The 26,206-nt window shown below is 38.1% G+C and carries 17 protein-coding genes; 7 read left to right on the forward strand and 10 right to left on the reverse strand.

The genetic code is table 11. The features are described 5' to 3' along the window. Window positions 1-7 precede the first annotated feature (7 nt). From TEGAF0_RS09760 to TEGAF0_RS09775, 4 genes are all read right to left on the reverse strand, one after another. Window positions 8-2,548, reverse strand: coding sequence for a TonB-dependent receptor (locus TEGAF0_RS09760; RefSeq protein ID WP_264897990.1), 2,541 nt, complete (start codon window positions 2,546-2,548; stop codon window positions 8-10). Between the two features lie 22 nt (window positions 2,549-2,570). Beyond that, window positions 2,571-3,488 (reverse strand): alpha/beta fold hydrolase, encoded by a 918-nt coding sequence (locus tag TEGAF0_RS09765; RefSeq protein ID WP_264897991.1) that lies wholly within the window; start codon window positions 3,486-3,488, stop codon window positions 2,571-2,573. Then, a complete protein-coding gene (locus tag TEGAF0_RS09770) occupies window positions 3,485-5,017 on the reverse strand; it encodes a sodium:solute symporter family transporter (RefSeq protein WP_264897992.1) in 1,533 nt (510 codons plus the stop codon). Before TEGAF0_RS09770 ends, TEGAF0_RS09765 begins: the two co-directional genes overlap by 4 nt. A 112-nt stretch (window positions 5,018-5,129) precedes the next feature. Then, window positions 5,130-5,858 (reverse strand): LytR/AlgR family response regulator transcription factor, encoded by a 729-nt coding sequence (locus TEGAF0_RS09775; protein WP_264897993.1) that lies wholly within the window; start codon window positions 5,856-5,858, stop codon window positions 5,130-5,132. Between TEGAF0_RS09775 and TEGAF0_RS09780 the strand changes: the two genes are divergently transcribed. The 3 genes from TEGAF0_RS09780 to TEGAF0_RS09790 are packed head-to-tail and all read left to right on the forward strand — an operon-like array spanning window position 5,859 to window position 11,908. Then, window positions 5,859-7,739: a sensor histidine kinase gene (locus tag TEGAF0_RS09780; RefSeq protein ID WP_264897994.1), complete on the forward strand. Its 1,881-nt coding sequence runs from the start codon at window positions 5,859-5,861 to the stop codon at window positions 7,737-7,739. It begins immediately after the preceding gene. 37 nt (window positions 7,740-7,776) lie between these two features. Next, window positions 7,777-10,923 (forward strand): WD40/YVTN/BNR-like repeat-containing protein, encoded by a 3,147-nt coding sequence (locus TEGAF0_RS09785; protein ID WP_264897995.1) that lies wholly within the window; start codon window positions 7,777-7,779, stop codon window positions 10,921-10,923. Window positions 10,924-10,972: 49 nt separating this feature from the next. Beyond that, on the forward strand, window positions 10,973-11,908 hold the full coding sequence (locus TEGAF0_RS09790; RefSeq protein ID WP_264897996.1) for an alpha/beta fold hydrolase: 936 nt from the start codon (window positions 10,973-10,975) through the stop codon (window positions 11,906-11,908). A 163-nt stretch (window positions 11,909-12,071) separates the two neighbouring features. On the opposite strand, the gene TEGAF0_RS09795 is transcribed toward TEGAF0_RS09790, so the two are convergent. Then, window positions 12,072-13,931: a PAS domain S-box protein gene (locus tag TEGAF0_RS09795; RefSeq protein WP_264897997.1), complete on the reverse strand. Its 1,860-nt coding sequence runs from the start codon at window positions 13,929-13,931 to the stop codon at window positions 12,072-12,074. 185 nt (window positions 13,932-14,116) lie between these two features. Between TEGAF0_RS09795 and TEGAF0_RS09800 the strand changes: the two genes are divergently transcribed. Beyond that, on the forward strand, window positions 14,117-15,403 hold the full coding sequence (locus tag TEGAF0_RS09800) for a M20/M25/M40 family metallo-hydrolase (RefSeq protein WP_264897998.1): 1,287 nt from the start codon (window positions 14,117-14,119) through the stop codon (window positions 15,401-15,403). Window positions 15,404-15,450: 47 nt separating this feature from the next. Here TEGAF0_RS09800 and TEGAF0_RS09805 read toward each other — a convergent pair whose 3' ends face one another. Continuing rightward, complete coding sequence (locus tag TEGAF0_RS09805; protein ID WP_264897999.1) at window positions 15,451-16,767, reverse strand: outer membrane protein assembly factor; 1,317 nt, start codon at window positions 16,765-16,767, stop codon at window positions 15,451-15,453. Window positions 16,768-16,833: 66 nt separating this feature from the next. On the opposite strand from TEGAF0_RS09805, the gene TEGAF0_RS09810 reads away from it, so the two are divergent. Then, entirely contained in the window at window positions 16,834-18,189 is a 1,356-nt protein-coding gene (locus TEGAF0_RS09810; protein WP_264898000.1) for an aminopeptidase P family protein, read from the forward strand. Window positions 18,190-18,234: 45 nt separating this feature from the next. Here the strand turns inward: TEGAF0_RS09810 and TEGAF0_RS09815 are convergent, their stop codons facing one another. Together TEGAF0_RS09815 and TEGAF0_RS09820 are read right to left on the reverse strand one after the other, a co-directional pair. Then, on the reverse strand, window positions 18,235-19,515 hold the full coding sequence (locus TEGAF0_RS09815; RefSeq protein WP_264898001.1) for an MFS transporter: 1,281 nt from the start codon (window positions 19,513-19,515) through the stop codon (window positions 18,235-18,237). Between the two features lie 69 nt (window positions 19,516-19,584). Then, window positions 19,585-21,246 carry an amidase gene (locus tag TEGAF0_RS09820; RefSeq protein ID WP_264898002.1) on the reverse strand — a complete coding sequence of 554 codons (1,662 nt, stop codon included), beginning with the start codon at window positions 21,244-21,246 and terminating at the stop codon, window positions 19,585-19,587. Between the two features lie 65 nt (window positions 21,247-21,311). Between TEGAF0_RS09820 and TEGAF0_RS09825 the strand changes: the two genes are divergently transcribed. Continuing rightward, on the forward strand, window positions 21,312-22,244 hold the full coding sequence (locus TEGAF0_RS09825; RefSeq protein ID WP_264898003.1) for a PfkB family carbohydrate kinase: 933 nt from the start codon (window positions 21,312-21,314) through the stop codon (window positions 22,242-22,244). 48 nt (window positions 22,245-22,292) lie between these two features. Then, entirely contained in the window at window positions 22,293-23,216 is a 924-nt protein-coding gene (locus TEGAF0_RS09830) for a pseudouridine-5'-phosphate glycosidase (RefSeq protein WP_264898004.1), read from the forward strand. A gap of 8 nt (window positions 23,217-23,224) precedes the next feature. On the opposite strand, the gene TEGAF0_RS09835 is transcribed toward TEGAF0_RS09830, so the two are convergent. Next, window positions 23,225-24,205 (reverse strand): 3-keto-disaccharide hydrolase, encoded by a 981-nt coding sequence (locus TEGAF0_RS09835; protein ID WP_264898005.1) that lies wholly within the window; start codon window positions 24,203-24,205, stop codon window positions 23,225-23,227. A 57-nt stretch (window positions 24,206-24,262) separates the two neighbouring features. Then, window positions 24,263-26,185, reverse strand: a complete 1,923-nt coding sequence (gene acs / locus TEGAF0_RS09840; RefSeq protein WP_264898006.1) for an acetate--CoA ligase — start codon at window positions 26,183-26,185, stop codon at window positions 24,263-24,265. Window positions 26,186-26,206: the final 21 nt, after the last annotated feature.

The raw sequence follows: 26,206 nt of genomic DNA on the forward strand, positions 1-26,206 counted from the left end.
TTAAGAACTATTTTTTACTATTAGGAATATGTGCTTTTAATTCTACTGAGAACAATCTTCCAATAGATGGAGATCCAACGAACTCTAATTGTTTAACATTGAATAGGTTGCTGATACCTACACCAATGGATAACTGACTGTTTAACTTATAGCCAGCACTAATATCGAATGTGGTGAATCCACCAAGAGCACCCCAGTTAAAATTCTTGATGTAGTTTCTTGGCAAATTGTTCAAAGGATTTACGCCACCATAAACTACACCTCTGCTTCCTGCACCAACCTTAGTTCCAATTTGGTTACCACTATACAAATCATATGACTCTACCCATCGCATGGAGATATTCATGAACATTTTTCCTTTAGCCATATTTTGGAAACTTAAAGTTGTTGAAAAGCGGTTTGCTGGAGCATTCAAACTTCTCTCTTCAAGTGAAACATATCCGTCTCTATTGGCATCATTTTTAATATTGTTCTTAGTGATATCACTACCAAACCATGAATACTTAAACGCCCAACTTACATTATCGTTAAAGTAATAATTCAACCCTAAATCAACTCCATAGGAAGCAACTTCGCCATAATTAAAATATGTTGAGAAAGCTGCGCCACCTAATACACCATTGGTTACTGTACCGGGTAATAACAAAGGAGTTGTAATTGGTATACTACCTACGCTTAAAGCTCTTCCACCTACGGTAATTGCAGGACTTAAAAAATTCTTACTATTGCTGTAATAACCATTGATATCTATATATAATTTCTTTCCTACTGTACCCTTATAGCCTAATTCCCAAGTATTAATTTGTTCTGGTTGTAATGGTACAGTATTAGCAGTGGTGGTTAATGGTGCACCATTTGGAACATAGGTTACGCCATCTCCATTACCAAATACTAAGCCAAATACACTCGCTCTTTGAAACAATATAATAGGTGCTGCAAATGCTTTACCGTAGGTTAATCTTACACTACCCCCAGGAACACCTTTTACCAAAGCCAATTTTGGAGAAAACATATTTTTAAACAAACTATGGTGATCCAATCTGGCTGCCGCCACCAATTTGAAATCGGCCGGCAAAGTTTTTTCTAGTTGAATGGCACCACCATATTGAGTAACTTCTACCAATTGATTGGCGTCAATTAAACTTGTTCCATAGGTGTTGGGTTTGTCTTTTTGATAAGACATCCCTACAACCAAACTCAAGCCCGCTTTCTCAAAATTGTTATTGTACTGCGCTTCAGCATTAAATCTTTTTGAGGTTTCTTTAAAGCGATTTCCCAATCTGGTTGCAAAAGCTTCGGCCTGATCTGGATATAACTGACCAACTGCGGCAAACAATGGATTATTTGGGTCTGTAATAGTGCTATGTGTTCTATTCCAATAATCTCTTGTATAACCTGGTATGCCATAAGAGTTTCCTACATTAGTCCAGGTTTCATAAGCCTGAGCAAAAAAACGAGGACTTACATACTTGACTTGTAAATAAGAAAATTTCCAGTCTTTAATTTGATTTCGTCCAGTATTATTAACACTTAAAAAATTATTGTTGCTGCCGCCATACGAAACAATGATATCAGACTTGGCATTAACTGCATAGTAAACATCAGCGGCACCACGAATATGCTTAAAGTTGTAGTTAGGAATTCGTTCAGGAATGGCTAATGCCGGACCATATACTGAGCCACCAGCATAAATACTATCATTAAATTCAAAATCCCTACCAGTTGTATATTCGCCTGTTATTTTATACGCCCATTTGTTGTTGATTTTAGATGCTGTTCTAAATCTGCCAGAAAATACATCTCTATTTCCTGCACCAATTACCAAAGTTGTTCCCTGATACTTACGAGGATCTTTGGTAATGGTATTGGCAATACCATTGTGCGCATTTGGACCGTATAAAGCAGAATTAGGGCCTAATACAATTTCCAATCTTTCCACGTCTTCTTTAATAACCGTATTCATGATACCAGAAGGTAAACCGCTACCCCCGGCCATCATAGAATTTCTTCCATCAGTCATTTGCAAAATCTTAGCATTGAATGCATTATTAAATCCGCGTGCATTAAAACCAACACCATTAACACCTGTTCTAATAAATTCTACCCCCTGTATTTTAGAAGCCAATTCACCTATATTAAAAGAGGATGTTTGTTCTAAATCTTTAGCACTAATTACACTTATTGTTGCTGGAGCTCTAGTGATTTTTTCTGGACGTTTGGATGCACTTACTACTACATCATTACCCCGACCTTGTTCTTCTTTTAAAGTAATATTGACTGCAGAGCCAGCTTCTACAACTTTTTCTACATCGGCATAACCAACATAAGAAACGCGCAATGTTATTTTACCAGTCTTAGCAGACAAAATGGAAAATTGTCCATTTACATCAGTAGAAGTTCCCATTCCGGTAGACTTTATAGTAACACTAGCGCCCTCTAACGGCATACCAGTAGCCGCATCGGTTACGCGACCAGTCGTTTTTGTTCCTTGTGCCATGGCGGTTACCTGAACCAGCGCAAGTAAGATTATTACAAACAGTTTTTTCATCTTGGTTTGTTTTATTGGTTTGTTATGGTATAAATTTTTTAATCATTTTAGTTAAAGCAGCAGGTTGGTCCAATGGCAATAGATGACCAGCCTCGGGTATCATAGCAATTGCCGCATTAGGTATCAACATTCCTATATTGGCAATATCTCTTACGGTTAAAGTTGGATGCAATAACCTATTGGGGATTAAACTATCGTTCTCACCAAATACAATAAGCGTTTTTTGATTAATAAAAGACAACCGAGATTTAACTGGAGATGATAACATCCCTTGCACACCTAATACAATTTGAGAACAGTAGTTTCTAAAGCCAACACATTTTTTAAGATTTAATCGCTCTTGTATTAATCGATTCATTTCTTGATTCGATCTATAAAAATTTGCATTATAATTTCTTTCAATAGTTATGCTATCCTGTGACTCATAAAAAGAAGGAGTAGCATATTTTGTTAAGAAAGCGGATTCACTTTCTGTAAAAGTTTCTAATCCAGCTGGTGCAACCAGAATAAGTTGATTAATCAAAGTTGGTTCCTGCAAAGCCAGGATCAGGGCAACTTGACCACCCATTGAATGACCCATTAGTGTTACCTTATTTAGTTTTAAAAAAGTAAGCAATTGAACCGCAATATTAGCATAGGTTTGAAGCACTTTTTTAGGCTCAAGATTTTGAATAATATCACTTCCTCCATATCCTGGTAAATCAATTGCTATACACCTGTTGGAGATAGATAAGTTTTCAATTATACTTTTCCAATGTGATGCATTACCCCCTAATCCGTGTATCATAAGAATAGGTTGACCAACACCTTTATCAATATAGTTGATGGAGGTAGAATCAAACTTGAATTGACGCACTGCAAAACCATACTCAGGCAAACATTGGCAATAAGATACAGTTACTGCAAAAAGGACAAACAATATGGTTATACTATATTTCATGCCTTTGTGATAGTGGTTTTATTCCTAAAAGCGTAATATAAAATAAGTCCAATCACCAAAGAGCATATAATAGCAATAGAAGCTGCAATGCCAGGATTTCGGGTGCCATTTTGCATATAGGCCGTAAGTCGACCATAATAAACAGAAAAATGAATAACTACAGCAGTTATACTTGCACCAATAGCTGCAATTCTAGGGCAGTCTTTAATAAATATCCCAAACAAAACGGGAACAAATGCGCCACAGAAATAAGCATAGACACCGTTTTGAGCAAAAATTCCAACACTTAAGTCAGGTGCTAACAATTGGTTGTATGAAATAAAAATTGCCACTAATCCCATAAGAACAATCACCAATCTGTTCATTAGCAATTCTGAAACTATGCCACCTGCTTTAGTTGAATCTTTAATAATGGTATTGCCAGTAAGCGGTTTTATGATATCGGAAGTAAACGTTGTACTTAAACTTTGGATTAAGCCTTCCAATGTTGCCATACCAGCTGAAATTAATCCCAACACTAAAACTATGGCAATATATACGGGGAAACGACTAACCACAAACTGACTCATCACACCATCTAATGGAATAGACTTTCCATCTAAACTTAATGTAGGAAATAAAATTCTTGCATATAAGCCCACAAAAACCACTAAAAAAAACAACGCCAAAGCAATAATAGCTACTGTTAAAAATCGGTTTAAATCTTTGTCATTTTTTAATAAGAGAGATCTTGTTAAAATATGGGGCTGACATACTACAGCTGTTCCTACAATTAACTGACAAATAACCACTTCAAAAAAATCTCTAAACAGTGGGCTAGATGCATTAAATGGCTTGGCTAACTGTGGATCTATAGCGATTAATGTATTCAAAAAACCATGTACGCCTTCTGCAAAATGATCGTATCCAGAACCAAGCAGTATAACAGTTACTATAATTTTTAAAAAGGCTTGAACGGTATTAGTATAAACCATACTGTTAGCGCCCCCAAACATCATATAAGTAAAAGTGAAAGCAACAACTCCAATTAATGTAGGCAATATGGGTAAATTGAGCGAGCGAGACACTACCTGAGTCAAGCCTACACAAATCATAACTATAAAAGCCATCATTAACAAAGAAAGAAAACCAAAAAAGAGAGCAAATCCCTTGCTTTGATATCGGATACCCATCCATTGTGCAATGGTTTTGGCATTAACCGTTTGGCCGTACTTACGAAACCGTTTAGAAAGAATAGCCAAGGAGACCAAAGTGCCAATCGGCAAAAAAACAGCCATACTTAAAACGCCGCTCAATCCGTAATAAGCTACAAAACCAGGATTTATAATAAATGTAGCAGCACTACTCATAGAAGCAGCCAATGAAAGACCTAAAAAAGAGGGATTAAATTGCATACTGCCTAGAGCAAAATCGCTCATGCTATGGGTTTTCATAGCACCCCGTACCACAAAAAAAACAATGGTACACATATAAAGTAGGATGGCTATCCAAATGGCAGTAACCATGCCAGGCAAAGCATGTTGATTCATATTGGCAAATCGTTACAATGAAATTATCATTCAACTGTATTCATATTTACAAAACCTTGCCAACGAATTAAAAAATAGGGCGAACTACTAAAAAAGTAGGGTAAAAGTATTTTTAAAGAAAAGATAGTTTACTCATTAGCTTATCCTTGTATGTTTTTCCAATAGGGATTCGCTGCTGATTAATAAAAAGTTCATCTTTTTCAATGGCTTCAATCTTATTTACATTAACAATGTAAGAGCGATGCACTCGCAAGAAACTGTCAGAGGGGAATTTTTCTTCAACTGCTGCAAGACTTGTATTTAATAAATATTTACCCGATGCTGTACAAACCAATGCATAAATATCTGAAGCCTCTACCCACAAAACCTGATTTAATTGGAGCTTCTCCAATCTCCCTTTTGTTTTAACAAAAATGGCATCATTAATGGTCAATCCTTCTTTTAAGAAAGGAGTTACATCTTTTCTTTGAGCCGCATTGTATAAAGTAATTTCAATAGTAGAATAAAGGGTCTCAATTTTAACTGGTTTTACTAAATAAGCATAGGGTTCTGTTAATTTTGCCTTTTCAATGGTACTACTGTCAGCTAGAGCGGTTAAAAATATAAAAGGCAAATGATGTTCTTTTTTTATTATTTGAGCAGTTTCTATTCCCGACAACTCTCCACTTAAACCAATATCTAATAAAATAAGGTCAGGTTTTTGTTCTGCAATTTTTTTAAGAGCATCTTCCCCTGATTCAACATGCGCTAGCACTTCAAAGCCCAGATCGTGCAACGAAAGCGAAATCTCTTTAGCAATGATCCAGTCATCTTCAACTAATAAAATTTTAATACCACTCATTTGTTAAATTTAGGGCAAATATTCATTCTGAAACAATACTTCATCATATTCATATGCTCCCTACTTGCTATTAGCGTATATGCAAAGGACGGACCTATTCGCTTTACTGGGGAACCTATCAACTTAAGTAAAGAAATCAACTGGACTAAAAAATCAAAGGATGCTAAGCAATCCACTTATCAAGGAAGTTTTACATTCATCAGCACTACGTCATCAGATCAAGATATTATTATACAATTTTCTAAAACAGGTAAAATAAAAACATTCATTACCAATGATGTTGGTCAAAGAAAAGAACTATCTACGGGTGCTTTACTCCCTTTAAACAAAAGAAGCTATCCTTCTAATATCAATGCAATTCAGTATAGCTTTTTAAAGAACAAAGTATACACTATTGAAATATGTTATGAACCAGTCTATACTATTTATGATCCCAAGGAATTTAAATTAACCATTCAGCCAACCATTTTATTTGAACAACAGGATACTGGTAGATTGTTTTGGCAGGGCATGTTTTTAGGGACCATACTAGTAATGGCTTTATATAATTTATTCATATTCTACGGTGTACGCGACGAAAGTTATCTCTATTATGTTTTTAGCATTGTAGGATTAGGGCTTTACCTTGCTTTTTATTATGGGTTTGGCATTGAATACTTGTGGCCTAGTATGCCCAGATGGGACAGTTTCTGCTATTCAATTATTGTTCCTATGACTAATATTGCACGACTACTATTTACTAAAACCTACTTGAACACAAGTAGTTATATGCCAGTTACCAACAGAGTAATTCAAATACTATTAATTGCGTGCAGTGGTTTACTTATTGTAGGAACAATTAGTTTCATTTACAATATTGATCTGTTTAACTTATTAGTAACTGGCGTAGGAATTATTGGCACTTTGGTTTTAATTTTTATGCTCGTTGCTGGATTAATCGCCTATTATATAGACAAATATGAGCCTGCGAAATATTTTATAACAGCCAATGCACTTCTTGTAATAGGGGCTATCTTATTTATATTAAGAGAAATGTCCTTAGTAGAAGATAATTTTTACACCCGTTATATTTTACAAATTGGCTTTGTAATTCAAGTAATCATTTTTGCACTAGGATTAGCCAGTAGATACAATAGAACAAGAGTAACCGTTCAGCTATTAGAAGAGTCAAAAGAGCAACTGTCGCAATTAAATAGTGTAAAAGACAAGTTGTTTTCTATTATCTCTCATGATCTGAGAAACCCATTGGCAACTATGCAATCTTTCCTAAAACTCATTACTAAGCACCATGAAAAGTTGAATGAAGAGGAAAAAAAGAAAATGATAAAAGAGGCACAGGACTCATTGGATTATTTAAACGAGTTATTATACAATGTATTGCAATGGAGTAAAAGCCAAATGCAATTATTAGCATTTAATCCAGAGAAACTAAAGGCTAAAACAGCATTAGAAAAAAATATTCGGCTTTTATACTTACAAGCCCATATGAAACAAGTGCAAATTGAACAATCCATTTCAGAAGCACATTTTATCTATGCTGATAAAGAAATGCTTGACTTTATCTTACGCAATTTAATTAGCAATGCCATTAAATTTAGTCACAAGAATAGTGCCATTCAAGTGATTACAGAACAAGACGAACAGCATCTTTATATTCATGTGATTGATGAAGGAATTGGCATGAGTAGCCAAACTTTAGAACAACTTCAAACAGCTAGTTTAAGTAATTCAAGAAGAGGAACAGCAAAAGAAAGAGGAACCGGATTAGGGTTATTAATATGTAAAGAATTCATAGCAAAACACAAAGGAGAACTGTTAATAGCTCAAAGGGAAATAAAAGGGAGCCAGTTTACTGTAAAGCTTCCAAATGAAGCAAATTGATTTTTATGCAGTATATTTCTGTATAAAATTCAGCCATATGCACAAACTCCTCTTAGGACTGCTCCTGATTTCTGGTGCAGACTATGCACTTGCACAAAATAGCAAGGAACCCACTACAGAAAACTTTAACGCTTATTTTAAACCAGTAAAATGGAGAAGCATTGGACCTTTTAGAGGAGGTCGATCCAACACTGGTACTGGTGTAAAAGGAGATATCCATACCTATTATATGGGCACAACCGGAGGTGGTCTGTGGAAAACAACTGACCGTGGAATTACCTGGAACAATATATCAGATGGGCAATTTAAAACAGGATCAGTGGGCGCGATTGCTGTATCTGAAAGCAACACCAATATTGTTTATGTTGGCATGGGAGAACATGCAGTAAGAGGAGTAATGACACATCACGGAGACGGGATATATAAAAGTACAGATGCAGGTAAGACATGGAAGAAAATTGGATTAGAACTTACGCAACATATTGCACGTGTAATTATTGATCCGAATAATGCTGATATTGTTTATGTAGCAGCGCAAGGTGCATTGTATAGCAGCTCTACTGAAAGAGGGATATATAAAACAACTGACGGAGGTTTAACTTGGAAAAAGATTTTATATATCAACGAAAAAACGGGAGCTGCTGAATTATCAATAGATGCAAAGAATCCCAATATTTTATACGCTGCCATGTGGGAACATGGAAGACTACCATGGAAAATCATCAGTGGCGGACCAGGAAGTGGTTTATATAAATCAACAGATGGAGGAAACAGTTGGGAAAAATTAAGTACCGGACTTCCTAAAGAAATGGGCAAAATGGCGATTGCAGTAAGCCCTGCCAATTCAGAAAAAGTGTATGCATTAATTGAAAGTGATTTTGATAAAAATGCAGGCGGGCTCTATGTTTCCAACAACGCAGGTAAAAGTTTTTCGCAGGTATCCAATGAACATAAAATCATTCAACGTGCCTGGTACTATATTGAAGTATTTCCTGATCCCAATAATGAAAATACGGTATACGTGTTGAGTGCACCTGCTTTAAAATCCATTGACGGAGGAAAGACCTGGGAGAATATACAGACAATGCATGGAGATCACCACAATTTGTGGATCAATCCTGCTGACTCAAAAAATTTAGTGATGGCAGACGACGGCGGTGTAACCATCAGTTTTAATGGAGGCATAACCTGGAGCAGTCAAAGTAATATGCCAACTGCACAGATCTACCGGATTAATGTAGACAATTTATTCCCCTACAATATTTACGGAGGTCAGCAAGACAACACATCGGTAAAAATTGCCAGCAGAACTTTTTCTGGGGGGATTACAAACGCCGACTGGTCTGCATCGGCTGGTGGTGAAAGTGCATTTTTAGCTTTTGATCCAAACAATCCAAGATATGTATTAGGAGGATCTTATCAGGGAACTATTGAAGTGCTTGATACAAAAAACAATGCTAGTACTAATATCATGGCAGCACCCATTCAATACTTGGCGATGGATGCAAAAGACATGAAATACAGATACAATTGGAATGCCCCCATCATTCACAGCAAACATGAACCAGGCACTTATTATCATGGAGCACATGTATTACTGAGAACCAGAGATATGGGAAAAACCTGGGAGGAAGTTTCACCAGATTTAACCAGAAATGAAAAAGAAAAACAAGTAAAGCCAGGCGTTCCTTTTACTAATGAATCGGTAGGTGCAGAAAATTATGGTACGTTAAGCTACGTAATTGAGTCTCCAATAGAAAAAGGGGTTATGTATACAGGTAGTGACGATGGATTGGTTTATATCACCAGGGATGGTGGAGCCAATTGGAAAAATATAACACCTGCTGGTCTAGCGGAATGCTTGATCAACTCAATAGAAGTATCTCCATTTGATAAAGCAACCGTTTATATTGCTACTACCCGATACAAATTCAACGACCACACTCCCGGCTTGTATAAAAGTACTGACTACGGAAAAACATGGACCAATATTAGCAATGGTATACCAGCGGGATCTTTCACTCGTGTAGTAAGGGAGGATGATAAAAGAAAAGATCTTTTGTATGCAGGTACAGAAAATGGTGTTTACATTTCTTACAACGGAGGAAAGAATTGGTCATCCTTTCAATTGAATTTACCCAATACCCCTATCACTGATTTAAGAGTACATCAGGATAATCTGATTGCAGCTACTTCCGGAAGATCTTTTTGGATCCTGGACGACTTAACATTGATTCGTCAATACAAAGCGCCATTGAACAACTTAACTCTCTATCAACCAGCGCCGGCTATCTTAGCAACAGGCAGTTCTGAACTAGATGGAAACAATCCGGATTTCGACGGCACAAATCCTACAAGAGGAGTAAATCCGGCAACGGGAATTGTCTTGTATTATGAATTACCAGAATTAAAAGAAAATGCTGAAGTAAAAATGAGCATCAAAGATGCAGCAGGAAAAATCATCAGAAGTTTTAGCTCTAAAGCTGATCCAAATTATAAAAGATACGATGGTGCTCCTCCAAGAGATCCGCAACTATCTATACAAAAAGGATTGAATCGTTTTGTATGGAACCTTAGACATAGTACATTGCCAGGCGTGCCCAATACTTATATTGAAAGTAGTTTCCGCGGGCACAAATCCATCCCGGGTAATTATACCATTACGTTGGAAGCAGATGGAAAAACCGTAACAACAATGGCAACCATTTTATCAAATCCAACTTATCCAACCACAGCAGAAGACTACAAAGAGTTTGAAACATTCATGAGTGGCATGGAAGACAATGTAAAAGAAATGCACAACCTCGTAAATGAATTATTTTCTAAAAAACAACAATTGGATCAGATAATTAAAAATCTGCCAAAGGGAGATGTAAAATCAAAGGCTGAGGAGCTATTGAAAAAAATGAAAGCCTGGGACGAAGAAATGATTCAGCGTAAGTCCACAGCATATGACGATGCTGAAAATTTCCTGAATAAGTTTACGGCATATTATATGTTTTTAATGAATCATGCAGAGAGTGATATACCCAGTATCAACAAGCCTTCAAAAGATTTATTACAGCACTACACTGCTCAATGGACTGAATTAAAAGCAAGAGGAGAAGCCATCAACAACGTGGATATTCCAGCACTAAACCAACTCTTATTTAAAGAAGGTATTGGTGCCATTCGCAGAAATTAATACAGGATCCCATTACTGACCAATATATTTGTAGGACTAAATCATACACATGAAAAAGTTCCTACAGTATATTGGTTATTTTTTTGGTGCTGTTCTCGGATTACTATTGTTGTTGTTTGTCATTTATTTTCAATCCGATAAAACCCTTGAAGAATTAAAACCGCTGTACGTTAATAATGAATCTGAATTCATGCCATTGATGGGTATGAATGTGCATTACAGAGATCAGGGAAATACAAAAGATTCTGTGCCGTTAGTTCTTATTCATGGCACCAGCTCCTCGCTTCATACTTTTGAAGCCATGCGTAAATACCTTAATCCAAATAGAAGGGTAATATCAGTAGACATGCCTGCTTTTGGACTAACTGGCCCCAACGCAAACAATGAATATAGTTTTAAGTACTATAGTAGTTTTTTAGATTCCTTTTTATCCAAACTAAATATTCCGGTTTGTGATATGGGTGGTAATTCTTTAGGCGGGGGCATTGCCTGGCAGTTTGCCACATATTTTCCGAATAAAGTAAGAAAATTGATATTAATAGATGCAACTGGTTACCCGGTAATGAATGTAAAAGGATCGCTAGGTTTTAAAATTGCTTCTACACCTGTAATAAATAATATTATGTTGTTCATAACACCTAAAGCATTAGTAGAAGCCAGCTTAAAAGGGATTTATCAGGACCCCGGTATTATTAATGATGAACAGATTACCCGTTTTCATGATATGGCCATTGCCAAAGGAAACCGGAAAGCACTGCTGAACATATTTAAGAAGGGATTAGAGCAGGAACCCGGTAAAATTAAAACCATACAAAAGCCTACATTGATTATCTGGGGAGAGAAGGATGGATTAATACCGGTTCAAAATGCAAGTCTGTTCAACAGAGATATAAAGGGAAGCAAGATGGCGATACTTAAAAATATAGGCCATGTACCCATGGAAGAGGCACCAGAAGCCACAGCGAAACTGATTAATGAATTTTAAAAACGGGACGAAAAATGGGTGGGGCTTAAAGTAAATCGGGGAAACAAACACACCCCCCGATATGATTGTACCCCGATTTATGAACTAAATTCTTATGCAATATGCTTAAAAATTTATAACTCAACATACCTATTTTTAGGTAATTCTGGCACAAAGCCCGGAATTATTCAAAATCTTCCAGAATTTCTTCAAAAGTGCTGGTATTTTTTACCACGTTTTTAATTACCTGATCCAGCTTTTCAGCAGCTTCATGTATTTGATGAAGGAGTTTTTCTCTTTCGTCCAGAGATACCAGATCTCCTTTGATAATTTTGCTGATACCTAAAATATCTGATAAAGGTCCCCTAACCAGGTGTGACTGGGCCCATGCAATTTCCTTGAGTTTTCTATTTTGCTCTTGTAAATTATCCAGGGTAGCTATGCGTTTCGTAATATCTTTTACTACGCCAATGAACTTATAAATATAACCAGACTTGTCTTTATAGCTGACCCCACTAACAATGACATGCTTCAAATTGCCTTTAGCTGTTTTGATCTCTACTTTCATGGGCTTTGATTCTCCCTCAATTGAACTGGCTGCAACAATCCATTTTGCATAGTCTTCTTTGTAAGAAGGCAAAACCATATTTGTAAAAATATCCGAGTGTGCAATCATTTCATTGGGGGTCAAATCCAGTATTCGGAACATTTCATCACTCCATACCGCAAATCCTCCGGGAAGTGTAACTTCAAAACTACCCACATGGGCAATACCCTCTGCCTTCGAGAGTAGCTCCTGTATGGTCAAGGCTTTTTCAACTGCTGCTTTTTCAACAGTTCTATCATGAAAATAAGCCGCTGTAAACATATACTTACCTACTCTGAATGGTGCTCCGCCTGAAATTCGGACGGGCTTAATCTGTCCTTTTTGGGTAATAATATCTGTTTCAACAAAATGATATTGTTTATTCTTCGCAAATTCTTGAAACTTAGCTTGAACATAGGCCAAAGCTTCAGGCGGATGTAATTTTGTTTGGTGCAACCCAATCATTTCCATTTTGGAATAGCCAAACAGTTGACAAGCTTTGTCATTTACATCAACTAAATTACCAGAACTAGTATCGGCAATTAAAATAGCATCTTCCGCTCCATCAAATAAAGCTGCATACCGTAGATCCACCATACGGGTTTCCTCTTGTTGCTCAATTAGTTTTGTAATATCATTACTAAACAAAGTGAGACCCAATATCTTCCCATGTTGATCAACGATTGGACTGTATTTGTTTTCGTAATACCTTTTTTTTCCATCAGGTAGTACAATCGAATTATTTGTAACAAAACTCTCGCCACTCAATGCCCTTTCATAGTTTTTTCTGGCAAAATCCTTTAGGTCTTCAGGCAATACATCAAATACATTCATTCCTTCAGACACCTCTTTTCTCAGTGCATTTCTTGCAAATGAAATGTACGCTTCAGAAAAACCAAGAAATCGAAAATGTTTGTCTATGGCAACAATGAATAATTCTTTGGGACTATTTAATACCGCTTTTAAAAAAGCATTGTCTTTAATTACTTGCCGTTTTGTTTTCTCAAATTCTTTCTGGGTAATCGTATAACTATCTGTAATCTCTTGTGTTCCTGTTATGTCGAAATGAGAGCCAATAATGATACCATTCAATTCTCCATTTTCATCTCGCATGGCTTTAGCTCTACTCAGTATAACCACCCAATGACCTTCTGCATGGAGCATTCTAAATTGCTGCGAATAATCCATGCTTGGATTTAAAATGAAATCAGCAAAATAGTTCTTGGCCCTAGCCAAATCTTCCGGATGCAACCAGTTTTCCCAAACCTCTTTAATAGAATACCGATCCCATTCTTTCATGTTAGTATCCAACCTCCCTAACATTTTGAAATAGGATTTATTACACCAAAGTGCTTGTGTTAAGGCATCGTATTCCCAGCCGCCCAATTGTGCTACATCCAATAAGGTTTCGTATTTACTTCGATATGTTTCTTGAGCCAACAAAACAATAATTTTCAAATTAAAAATATCAAATCATAAGCGTATTGAGGAAAGAAAACATATTTATTTTAATTAATGTCAATTAAACGTCATCCAATATCAGTAATTAGTTTTGAGGAAGAGTATAAAACAACTAAATACTACTTACATTCAGCCTTTACTTTTTTTAAATAGGCTATCTTTTATTCAAATTATATATGAATATGAAAAAGACATTATTTATCTGCTTAATTTTTATAAGTTTTATTTCGCTGCATGCACAAAGTTTACAACCCAATGAACAAAAATTAATAAAAAGGATTGAAGAAAACTATCCTGAAATGATGGCATTATTAAAAAATTCTGTAAACATCAATAGCGGCACTTTTAATATAGGAGGTGTAAAAGCAGTTGGTGATTTATATGCTACAGAGTTGGCCAAACTTGGATTCACGATTGAATGGATTACGTTACCCGACTCTTTAAAAAGAGCAGGGCATTTAGTAGCTACCAGAAAAGGAAAGAAAGGAAAAAGAATTATGTTGTTGGGGCATTTAGATACTGTATTTGAACCTGATATGCCTGCCAATCCCTTTACCGTTTTGAATGATAGTACCATAACCGGACAGGGCATTAACGATATGAAAGGCGGCGATGTAATCATCATTGCTGCCATGAAAGCTATGCACGAACTAAATCTGTTGAATGATGCAACAATCACCATTTATATGACAGGTGATGAAGAAAATGCAGGCGAACCAAGAAGCATTAGCCGGGGCGACTTTATTGAAAGAGCAAAACAACACGATATAGTGTTGGCATTTGAAGGAGCTGCAGGATTAAATACTATTGCCACTGCCCGAAGAGGTTCCAGCGGTTGGGAATTAGAAGTAGAAGGAAAGCAAGGACATTCATCCGGTGTATTTGGTAATGCAGGATACGGTGCTATTTATGAAGCGGCTAGAATTGTCAATAGTTTCAGAGAAACTTTAAGCAAAGAAAAATACCTCACTTTTAATCCAGGCATTTTTATTGGGGGATCAGAAGTGTCTGCCAACTTTGAGCAACAGAGAGGTGAGGCTTCAGGCAAAACCAATATCATTTCACCTAAAACTTATGTAAATGGTGACCTACGTTTTTTAACTGAAGAACAAAAAAACAGTGCTCGTAAAACCATGCAAGCCATTGTAAGTAATTCTTTAGCAGGAACAAAAGCAATCATTCGTTTTCAGGACGGTATTCCCTCAATGGCTCCTACCAAAGGAAATGAAGGCTTAGCAAACATCTTAAGTAAGACTAGTGAAGATATGGGATTGGGAAAAGTATTGCCTGGTGATCCTGGCAGCAGGGGCGCTGGTGATATTTCTTATGTAGCAGCTTATGCAGATTGCTTGGATGGATTAGGTGCTGCTGGCAAAGGTGCACATGCGCCTGGAGAAACATTGAACACAAAACTCTATCCAATTCTAATGAAGCGTGGCGCTGTTTTTATTTATCGACTAATACAGTAATTTTAATAGAAGTAATCAAAAAATTATCAATAGAACAAGGGAAAACCTTAAAAGGTCTCTAGCAGATTCACATAAATACCACTACTTCCATCTCTACCAATACCAAAATCGATCCCGATATTGGTATTGGTTTTCTTGCTCATTTTAATTCTTAATCCAACTCCATATCCCGCTGCAAATTCATCTGCTAATTTTTGTTGTTTAGCTTCATTCGTTGCCGTCGTAAGATTTAAAAATGCAACGCCACCCAAAAAACCATTTTTGGTTATCGGAAATCGATACTCGGCTTCTCCATACCACATATTTTCGCCTCTAATTCTCCCCTGTACATATCCTCTTCCAGTTCTGTTATACATATCCCAAGAAATTCCCGGCATTTCCAAATAGGGTTGTTTGCCACTCGTTACAAATTGACCCATGGTCCAGAATCCAAGAATATGAGGCCTTTCCCGGTGTTTTGCCGGATTCCAGTAGGTTCTGAATTCGTAATACAGCGTGTTGTGTGAACGTGTACTTCCAAAGATCTCATTGTTTACTCTAAAACTGATGAGCGCATACTGACCCTTACGTGGATTCACTGCGTTATCTCTCTTGTCTAAAAGAAGATGAAAACTAATCCCAACAGAGGCATATTGATCCTGTCGAATATTATTCAGTTTAGAATAATCATAATGAGCAGTAAGAAACGGACTAGTTGAACTTGTATCTAGCAATTGGTCCACGATATTATAATGACGGTCAATATTTACGCCAACCCCGGCATACAAAGAACCCTTCAATTTTTTATACAAGGTTTGATAAAATCGAATGTAATTGAACTTCATAGGCTGCTCTTTAGCAGCAGGCCTGAAACGATTGTTGAAGTTAATTCCGAGTCCATACGTAGCCTGAGAAAAAATAAGCCATCTCCAATCACCTTGCAAAATCCACTGATCGTCTTTCAAATAAATTAAATTCCGTGCATTAAAATTGAATTGATTTCTGGTAGTAATGGTAGCATTTGCCAATATGTTAGATCTGTGCGTACTGCTTGCATGACCCGATAAAAAACTAGTACTAATGCCTCCACCAATTACAAAACCCAATGCAGGATTGTAGCCAGGGATCGGTAAAACACTGGTATAAAGCTTACGAGGAACAAATGAATCCACCTCATTTTTTACAGATTTTCTATTGGACCCAAACAAGTAATCATTTAAATCTTTTTCTGGATAGGCCTTTTGTTCTTGTGCCAAAACTGAAAATGAAACGGCTAATAAGAAAGACAAATGAATGAGCCGATTAAAGAATGAATAGCTAGCCATGTACACAATACGAGGCAGCGAATCAAAAGAATGAATTACAGAAGACAAAGAATTAGGCAATGCAAAATGTATTCAGTAAAAGTACAATAAAGTATTTTAGTATATTCAATACTTAAAGTATTTACCATGAGTCGAATTATTAGAAAATCATTTTTACTAAGCTGTCTTTTATTGATAACATCATTGCAAATTGAGGCACAGCAAGTACTTCCGCTAAAAGATCAAGCTAAAGTGATTGATGAAATTTTAGATGAACGGTTGAATCTGCTATTACCTCGGTTAATGGAGAAAACAGGAATTGACATGTGGGTAATGATTACACGTGAGTACAATGAAGACCCGATTGTAAAAACTTTTTTACCTGCAACCTGGATCAGTGCCCGAAGAACCACCATGTTGGTATTTTATTATAATCCAGAAACAAAAGAATATACCAAATCTGCTGTTGCCAGATACAATGTAGGGAATACTATCAAAGCAGCATGGGACATGACGAAATATCCCGACCAATACGAAGCATTAATGGCAATTATACAAAAACACCAGCCTAAAAAAATTGGCATCAATACTTCTGCAAGCTTCGGACATGCGGATGGATTAGACCATACTGCTTACGAGCAATTCATGCAAAAGTTACCGGTAAAATTTAAAACAGGAGTTGTATCGGCGGAACCTTTGGCAGTTGCCTGGCTGGAAACGAGAACTGAAAGAGAAATGCAGATTTATCCGCAGGTGATAGAAATTAGCAAAGCCATCATTGCAGAAGGATTCAGCAGCAAAGTAATTACTCCGGGTATCACCAGTTCTGAAGACCTGGTTTGGTGGTACAGACAAAAAATAAACCAATTGGGATTAAGCACCTGGTTTCATCCTTCCGTAGAAATACAACGCAATGACGCAACCGTATTTGATCATTTAACAGCATTCAGCAATAAGGGATATGATGCCAAAAACATCATTCAGCAAGGCGACTTGCTGCATGTAGATTTTGGGATTACCTATTTAAGACTAAACTCTGATATTCAGGAGCACGCTTATGTATTAAAACCCGGAGAAAAAGATGCACCCGACTATTTAAAAAATGCATTAGCCGCCGGCAATCGTTTACAGGATATTCTAACCAATCAGTTTGCTTTGCTTAAATCGGGCAATGCTATTTTAAAAGATGCTTTAGCTCAGGCAAAAAAAGAAGGGATTAACGCCACTATTTATACGCATCCGATTGGTTCACACGGACACGCTGCTGGACCCACTATTGGTATATGGGATATGCAAAACGGTGTGCCCGGAAGCGGTGATTACCCTATGTATTATCATACCGCCTACAGTATTGAATTAAATGCAGCGGTAGAAATTAAGGAATGGAAAAAATCCATTCGCATTATGTTGGAGCAGGATGGTTATTATGATCAGAGTGGATTCAGGTACATCAGTGGCAGACAAACAAAGTTGCACCTTGTAGGCAATGCCAGCTGGCAGTAATTTTCATTTGTGTAAATAAATTTACTACTGTATTACAGAAAAGTTTTATTCAGTTTCAGATGGCGCTGAATTAAGCGGAACCAGTGCGCTCATAATATAGGCTGGAATTGTGCAGATAATTATCCAAACAAAGAATTCATAGTAACCCATATAGTCGCTGAAAAAACCACTCACCATACCAGGCAATAAATAAGCGAGGTACATAATAGCCATTGCAAAACTAAAATTAGCCAACTGGTATTTCCCCGGAGTCAGCTCCTGTAGTATAAAGAATATAAGAGCCATTAATCCAAAACCATAGCATAAGTGCTGAAAAGCAACCATGACAATAATAGACAATTCATCTACTGGTTGTGCAATCGCCAGATAAGTATACACCAGATAAGACAAATTCATAACTGCACACAAAGTCATTAAAGTCTTGCGGTTAAAAGATTTTGATGCAGCAAAATAGCTGGCAGCCAGTGATCCTATTACAATAGCGACTAACCCTACAATATCAAAAATAAAACTTGCATCAGCCTTATCAATTCCCAAACCACCTTCAATTCTGGAAGCTTTAAAAAACAAAGGAGCAATTTTAACTGCCTGAGCTTCGGCCAGCCTGAATAAGAAAACAAATCCAATCCCGAAAACTAAATTCTTTTTTCTGATAAACTGAAGTAGTACATCCTTATAAATTACAACAGCTTCAGGGGCAGATTCTACTTCGTGTAAGGCATTCCCTCCTGTAGGAATTTTGGTTGCGGATATTACACCCGCTGTAATCATAAGGACTGCATAAATCAACATTACTACCATCCAGGCAATTTTTAACCCGTAAGACTCCTGAAGCAAGAAAGCCAGTGCAACCAACCCTGGACCAAATAAGGATTTTGCCAAAGTAAAAAATACGGTTTGCCATCCGGCAAACTGTTGTTGTTGCTTAGCACTCAATTCATTTACATAGATACCATCAATAGCGGCATCCTGTGTAGCAGCAGCCACAGCAATAGCAATGAAGAATCCAATTGATAAACCAAAAAAGCGATCAGAAATTAAACTCACTGCCACCAGCGCAAATAAAACACCCAAAAAGAACTGTGATACATACACGAAATATCTTTTTGTTTGAAACATTTCCAATAAAGGTGCCCATAAAAATTTTAACGCCCAGGGCAACATGATAACGGAAGTCCAGAATGCTATTTCAGTATCTGTTACCTCAAAGGACTCGTACATGGTAGCTACTGTGCTAGATAAGGCAATAAAAGGAATTCCCCTGGCCATCCAGGAACTGGCAATCCAACCTAAAGGAGAAGATGATTTTGTAATTATTTCAGACACATTATTAGATTAAACCCTTTATTAAATTAAACCCATGATTAAAAATATGAATATACCGTAAATTTTGACTTAAATAGATCGTTTGAAACGAGGAACTTTTCTATGCTTGGTTGCCTGTTCAAATGCATAAGCCAAACCTATTATTTTTCCTTCTTCATATTTGGACGCAATAAAAGAAAGTCCAACAGGCAATCCATGAATATCTCCCATAGGAACAGTAATATGCGGATAACCAGCCATGGCTGCAGGAGGACAAAAATAAAATCCAGGATCATAGTCTCCGTTAACCCAATCAATACAGTGTGCTGGCCCGTAACTGGTACCTACAATTGCATCCAGCTGGTTCTTCTGCATAATACGGTCTATAATACCGCGCGCCGAAGTAGATGTAGCCAATGCCTTTAAGTATTCATTGCTTTTTAAATCTCCTTTGGCATTGCTCATCTCAACCAGTTCCTGTTTAAAATAAGGCATGGCTTTGTCTGCATTTTTTTTATTAAACTCAATCAGTTCACTCATCGACTTAACCCCTTTTTTAACCCCGGATAAATATTTATTTAATCCATCTTTAAACTCATATAATAAAACCTGGAATTCGGCCTCACCCAAAGCACCTGTTTCTTTCACCAATTCAACAGGTATGATGGTAGCACCCAATTGCTTTAACTGATCAATCGTTTTTTGATACAGCGTCACTACTTCTTCCTGTCGGCCTCTTAAAAAAGATTGCTCTACCCCAATGCGCTTGCCTTTCAAAGCATTTTTATCGAGGAAACTGGTATAGTCTTTTGCAATTTTATCTTTTGCATTTGCAGTAATGGAATCAGCAGGATCTACTCCTACCATGGCATTCAACAAAATTGCAGCATCCGCAACGGTTCTGGTCATAGGCCCAGCTGTATCCTGTGTGGCAGAAATAGGTATGATTCCTGAGCGGCTAACAAGTCCTACCGTTGGCTTAATTCCTACAATACCACAAAAAGAAGCAGGTGCAATAACAGAGCCATCGGTTTCGGTACCAACAGCAACTGCGCACAAATTGGCAGACACTGCCACAGCTGATCCGGAACTGGAACCACAGGGAGAACGATTGATCACATAAGGATTTCTGGTTTGTCCGCCTCTACTACTCCATCCGCTGCTAGATCTTGTTGATCTGAAATTAGCCCATTCACTTAAATTGGTTTTACCAATGATTAAAGCACCGGCTTTTCGCAACTGAGTAACTACAAAAGCATCTTTTGCGGCAACATGATCGGCCAATGCAATGGAACCGGCTGTTGTATGCATTTTATCTGCTGTGTCAATATTGTCTTTAATCATAATTGGTATCCCATGTAGTGGTCCGCGAAGCTTACCCTGCTTTCGCTCCTTATCCATTTGCTCTGCAAGCATCAGCGCTTCCGGATTTACTTCAATTACCGATTTTAAATCGTGTCTTCCCTGATCAACTTCACTAATTCGGGTTAAGTATAATTCAGCTAGTTTAACTGAAGTGTATTTGCCTGATTGTAACCCCTGCTGTAATTCTGCAATGGTAATTTCTGACAATTCAAACTCGTCTCTGCCCAATTCAGCGGCAGCCGAAATTTCGGCGCTATCGCGCTTTTTGTCTTCAGCGTTATTAGCACCACTGCTACATCCAGCTAACCCGGAAGCAACTGTACCTGTTACTGTTACAGCAGCGGCAGCTGCTAAAGAACCATTGCGTAAAAACTTTCTTCTGTTCATTGTAAAATATTTAACCACCATGAAAATAATGAAAAAAAGGTCAACCGAGTTTGTACATTTGCCGGATGTCAAAGCCAATCATTTGCGTGGGAGCTATTTTAGTGGATGAGCTCATTCATGCAGCCGTTCCCATTTTACCTGCCACTACCGTAAATGCTCATATTACTAAAACCGCTGGAGGCGTAGCACATAATATTGCCAAGCAATTAAGCATTCTTGGCGTGAATATTCAGTTGATTAGTGTATTTGGAAATGACAGTGATGGCGATTGGTTAAAACAATCCTGCGCTGCTGCTGGTGTAAAAATAGACGCCAGCATTACCAAAGAAGGTATATCCGGTAGATATACCGGCGTGCTAAATTCTGATGGATCATTATATGCAGCTTTCTTATCGAACGCAGCCGTTGAAATGGTTACACCTGAGCATTTACAAAAGCATGAAGCTTTGCTCCAGACTGCTCAATATATCATGGCTGATGCCAATACCAGTATTGAAAGCATGAACTGGTTACTTTCTTTCAGCAACAGAACAGGAATACCTTTTATTATAGAACCCGTATCTGTACCACCTGCAATGAAACTGCAGCAAATGGATCTGAATGGTTTGTATATGGTAACGCCCAATGAAGATGAGTTACCTGTTATTTGCAGTGCAAAATCTTTCTTAACGCAATTACAGGTAGAAGAACTATTGAAGCGTGGCGTAAAAAATATCTGGCTGCACAATGGCAAACAAGGATCTGCTTTTTATACCAAAGACAAGACCGTTACACTACATGCTCCCGATATTGAAGTAGTAGATTGTACCGGCGCTGGCGACGGATCCTTGTCCGGATTTTTATTAGGAAAAACATTGGGCAAAACCGATGAAGAGTGTATTAAACTAGCACATACTTTATCTGCAGAAATTTTACAGGTAAACGGAGCCATTGTGACCCATTTAACACAGGAGCAATTACTGAATAATGTGAACAAATACTATCCGAGCATACCCTAAAAAGTGAGCACACAAACAACACGACCATTCTTTTAAAATGATAACCTAATGACGCAGCCATCTAATTTTCATATCCATCCAGAAGTTGCAGCAGCCTTAAGAGATGGAGAACCCGTGGTTGCATTGGAAAGTACCATTATATCACATGGTATGCCCTATCCACAGAATGTAGCTACCGCAAGGGTTGTGGAAGATATTGTAAGAAAGAATGGAGCTGTTCCTGCTACAATCGCCATCATCAAAGGAAAATGTACGGTAGGTTTAACCCAGGAAGAATTGGAATATTTTGGACAGGCAAAAGACGTGCAGAAAGTAAGCTTGCGAGACATGCCCTATGTTGTTAGTCAGGGATTATATGGTGCCACAACCGTAGCAGCCACTATGCGGATTGCAGCCATGGCAGGCATTTCTATTTTTGTAACGGGAGGAATTGGAGGCGTACACAGAGGAGCAGAAAAAAATATGGATATATCTGCGGACCTAACAGAAATGCAACAAACCAATGTGGCTGTTGTATCTGCTGGTGTTAAATCTATTTTAGACATTGGTCTTACACTTGAATATTTAGAAACCCTGGGGGTTCCTGTGGTAACCATTGGTCAGGAAGCATTTCCCAGTTTTTATTCGCAGGATAGTGGACATAAAAGTCCCTTACAGTTAAATACACCCGAAGAAATAGCAGCGATGCTAAAAGTGAAATGGGAGATGGGTTTGAAAGGATCGGTACTCATTGCCAATCCGATACCCGCTGATCTGGAAATACCCGCTGCCATAATGGAAGAGCATATCGTATTGGCTTTAGACGCCGCTTCACGAGCAGGTGTAAGAGGAAAAGATCTCACACCTTATTTACTCAGTTATATAGCCAAACACACGAATGGAGAAAGTTTAGACGCCAATATTGCATTGATAAAAAACAATGCAGCTATTGGCGCCCAGATTGCAGTTGCGTTATCTGCGATTATAGATTAATACCCTATTTACTTCGCTGGTGTAATAATAATATTTCGATATTCTACCGGACCATGATCTCCTTGTAACATAATGGGACCTGGCTCTCCCTCTTTGCTGTCTAATGCACCACCCGTAATACCAGGAATAATCTGATCCACAATAATGGCTTTTCCATTGGCTACCACAGTAACTCTGCGGCCAATTAAAGTGATATCATAGGTCTGCCATTCACCGGGTGCTTTGGCAGCCATTTCATTCGGGGTTAAGAAACCATAGACGCCTCCAAACAAAGTAGCGCTGGGTTCTTTTCCTGCATTGTCTTCAACCTGCACTTCGTAACGACCTCTTAAATAAACGCCACTATTGCTCCCTGCAGGATAGCGGAATTCAATATGTAGTTTGAAGTCTTCAAATTTTTGATCAGTAATAATATTTGCACCACTTTTTGGGCTGGTTAAAATCCCATTGATATTTACCCACTGATTGTTGTTTCTGTCTGCATGCCATCCTTCCGTACCCTTCCCACTTAAGAGGTTGATGGGCTTACCCCATACAGGTGCTTTTTCTCTTTTCAATAAAGGGGCGCGCTCACCTGTGAAAGAATGTACTTTACCATAAGACTGGGTGATGGTTCCTGTGAGTTTATCGTTTTCTAACACTGCATCAAATTCCATGTATTTGTCTAAACGATCCCATTGTGAAGGAATGCTGAAGTGAATTTTTCCATCTTTCACTTGTACGTGACTGATGGGTCTGGCACTACCACCGTCAGCAACAAAATAGCCAACCAGCGTTTTAACACCCGACAATTTTACTTCTAACCAGGATGGGGCAATGCGGCCATCCATATTTACGGTTAAATCCCATCGGCCAATGATGTCGTTGTCGGCAGCAATTTTTTCGAAGGTGTTAGTTTTCACTTGAGTGGTAACGGGCGCAGCAGCAGTTGCAACACAAATGTTAGTACTTGCAAAAACAGCAAGACCCGCAAACAAGAATTTTTTCATAACAGCAAGCATTTATTTTTTTGTATAAAAGGCAACCCGAGATTTTTCGAGTTGTCATTAAAGATGTCCATTTTTAATTTCATCCACTACACCGGGATCTAATAAAGTAGTAGTATCCCCTAAATTTTCTGTTTCCCCCTCCGCAATCTTGCGTAAGATTCTACGCATGATTTTACCACTGCGCGTTTTGGGCAAGCCACTCACAAACTGAATTTTATCGGGCTTGGCAATCGGTCCAATCATACGCGTAACGGTTTGTAAAATATCCTTGCGCGTGAGCTCTTCGTCGCCGTGTGTATTACTATAAATTACAAAAGCATAAATGCCCTGACCTTTTACATCGTGCGGATAACCCACCACTGCACTTTCAATAACACCGGCGTGCATATTTATTGCATTCTCCACTTCAGCTGTACCAATCCGGTGACCACTTACATTCAATACATCGTCTACACGACCAGTAATGCGGAAAAATCCATTCTCATCTTTTAACGCACCATCACCCGTGAAGTATAAGTTTTCGTAAGTAGCAAAATAATTGGTTCGGCAACGTTCGTGATCGCCATAAGTAGTGAGCAACAAAGAAGGCCAAGGGAACTTAATACACAGATTGCCTTTGTAAATACCGTCTTCTGCTTCTGTAATTTCTACCCCTTTTTCATCTACCAAAATTGGTTGCACACCAGGCATAGGAAGTGTAGCCCATCCAGGTTTAGAAGGCGTAATACCAGCCAGGTTACTAATTAAGCAACCGCCAGTTTCGGTTTGCCACCAGGTATCAATGATGGGACAGTTTTTCTTGCCAACGTTTTCATTGTACCAATGCCATGCTTCTTCATTAATGGGTTCTCCTACTGTACCCAAAACTTTTAAAGAGCTCAAATCCTTTCCCTGCAAGGGGCCTAGGCCATAACTCATTAAAGAACGAATGGCTGTTGGAGCTGTATATAAAATATTGACTTTGTATTTGTCTACAATTTCCCAGAACCTCCCGGCATCGGGCCAGGTAGGAACGCCTTCGAACATGAGCGAAGTAGCCCCTGCGCTCAATGGACCATAGACAATATAAGAGTGCCCTGTAATCCACCCGATATCCGCTGTACAAAAATGAATTTGACCTGGCTGATAATTAAAGATATTTACAAACGTATAGTTGGTATACACCATATATCCCGCACACGCGTGTACTACACCTTTGGGTTTACCCGTACTACCTGATGTATATAAAATAAACAATGGATCTTCCGCGTCCATTTCTTCGGCCGGCAACTCTTTAATGCCCATTTCTTCTACATGACGCATTTCGTCTTCCCACCAAACATCTCTTCCCTTAATCATAGAAATAGGGGTGCGAGTGCGGGTATATACTATTACTTTCTTCACTGTTCTATTACCAATTAAGGCATCGTCAATTACCGATTTCAATGGAATGTCTTTACCACCACGGAAGGCACCATCGCAGGTAACAATGAATTCGCTTTGCGCATCATATAAACGATCAGCAATGCTCTGCGCGCTGAATCCCCCAAAAATTACTGAGTGAATCGCGCCAATACGGGCACAAGCTAAAACAGCGATAGCTAATTCAGGAATCATTCCCATATAAATACAAACACGGTCGCCTTTCTGAACACCGTTATTAATTAATACTTGTGCAAACTGGCAAACACGCTTGTGCAATACATTATAGGTAAGCACTCTTTGCTTTTCGTGCGGATCATTCGACTCCCAAATAATGGCAGGTACATTTCCACGTTCAGCCAAATGACGATCCAAACAGTTTTCTGTAATATTCAGTTTACCTCCCTTGAACCATTCATTCTTGGGCTCGGAAAAATTCCAGTCAAGGACTTTATCCCATTTTTTTCTCCAGACAAAGTGCTCTGCAATCGAGGACCAGAAGGCTTCGGGGTTCTCTACACTCTCTTTGTACACACGCTGGTACTCTTCAAAGGATTTGATTTGATAAGGATAACTCATGGTCAACATTTACCCTTGTAA

Source organism: Sediminibacterium sp. TEGAF015 (assembly GCF_025997995.1).
Classification (GTDB): domain Bacteria; phylum Bacteroidota; class Bacteroidia; order Chitinophagales; family Chitinophagaceae; genus Sediminibacterium.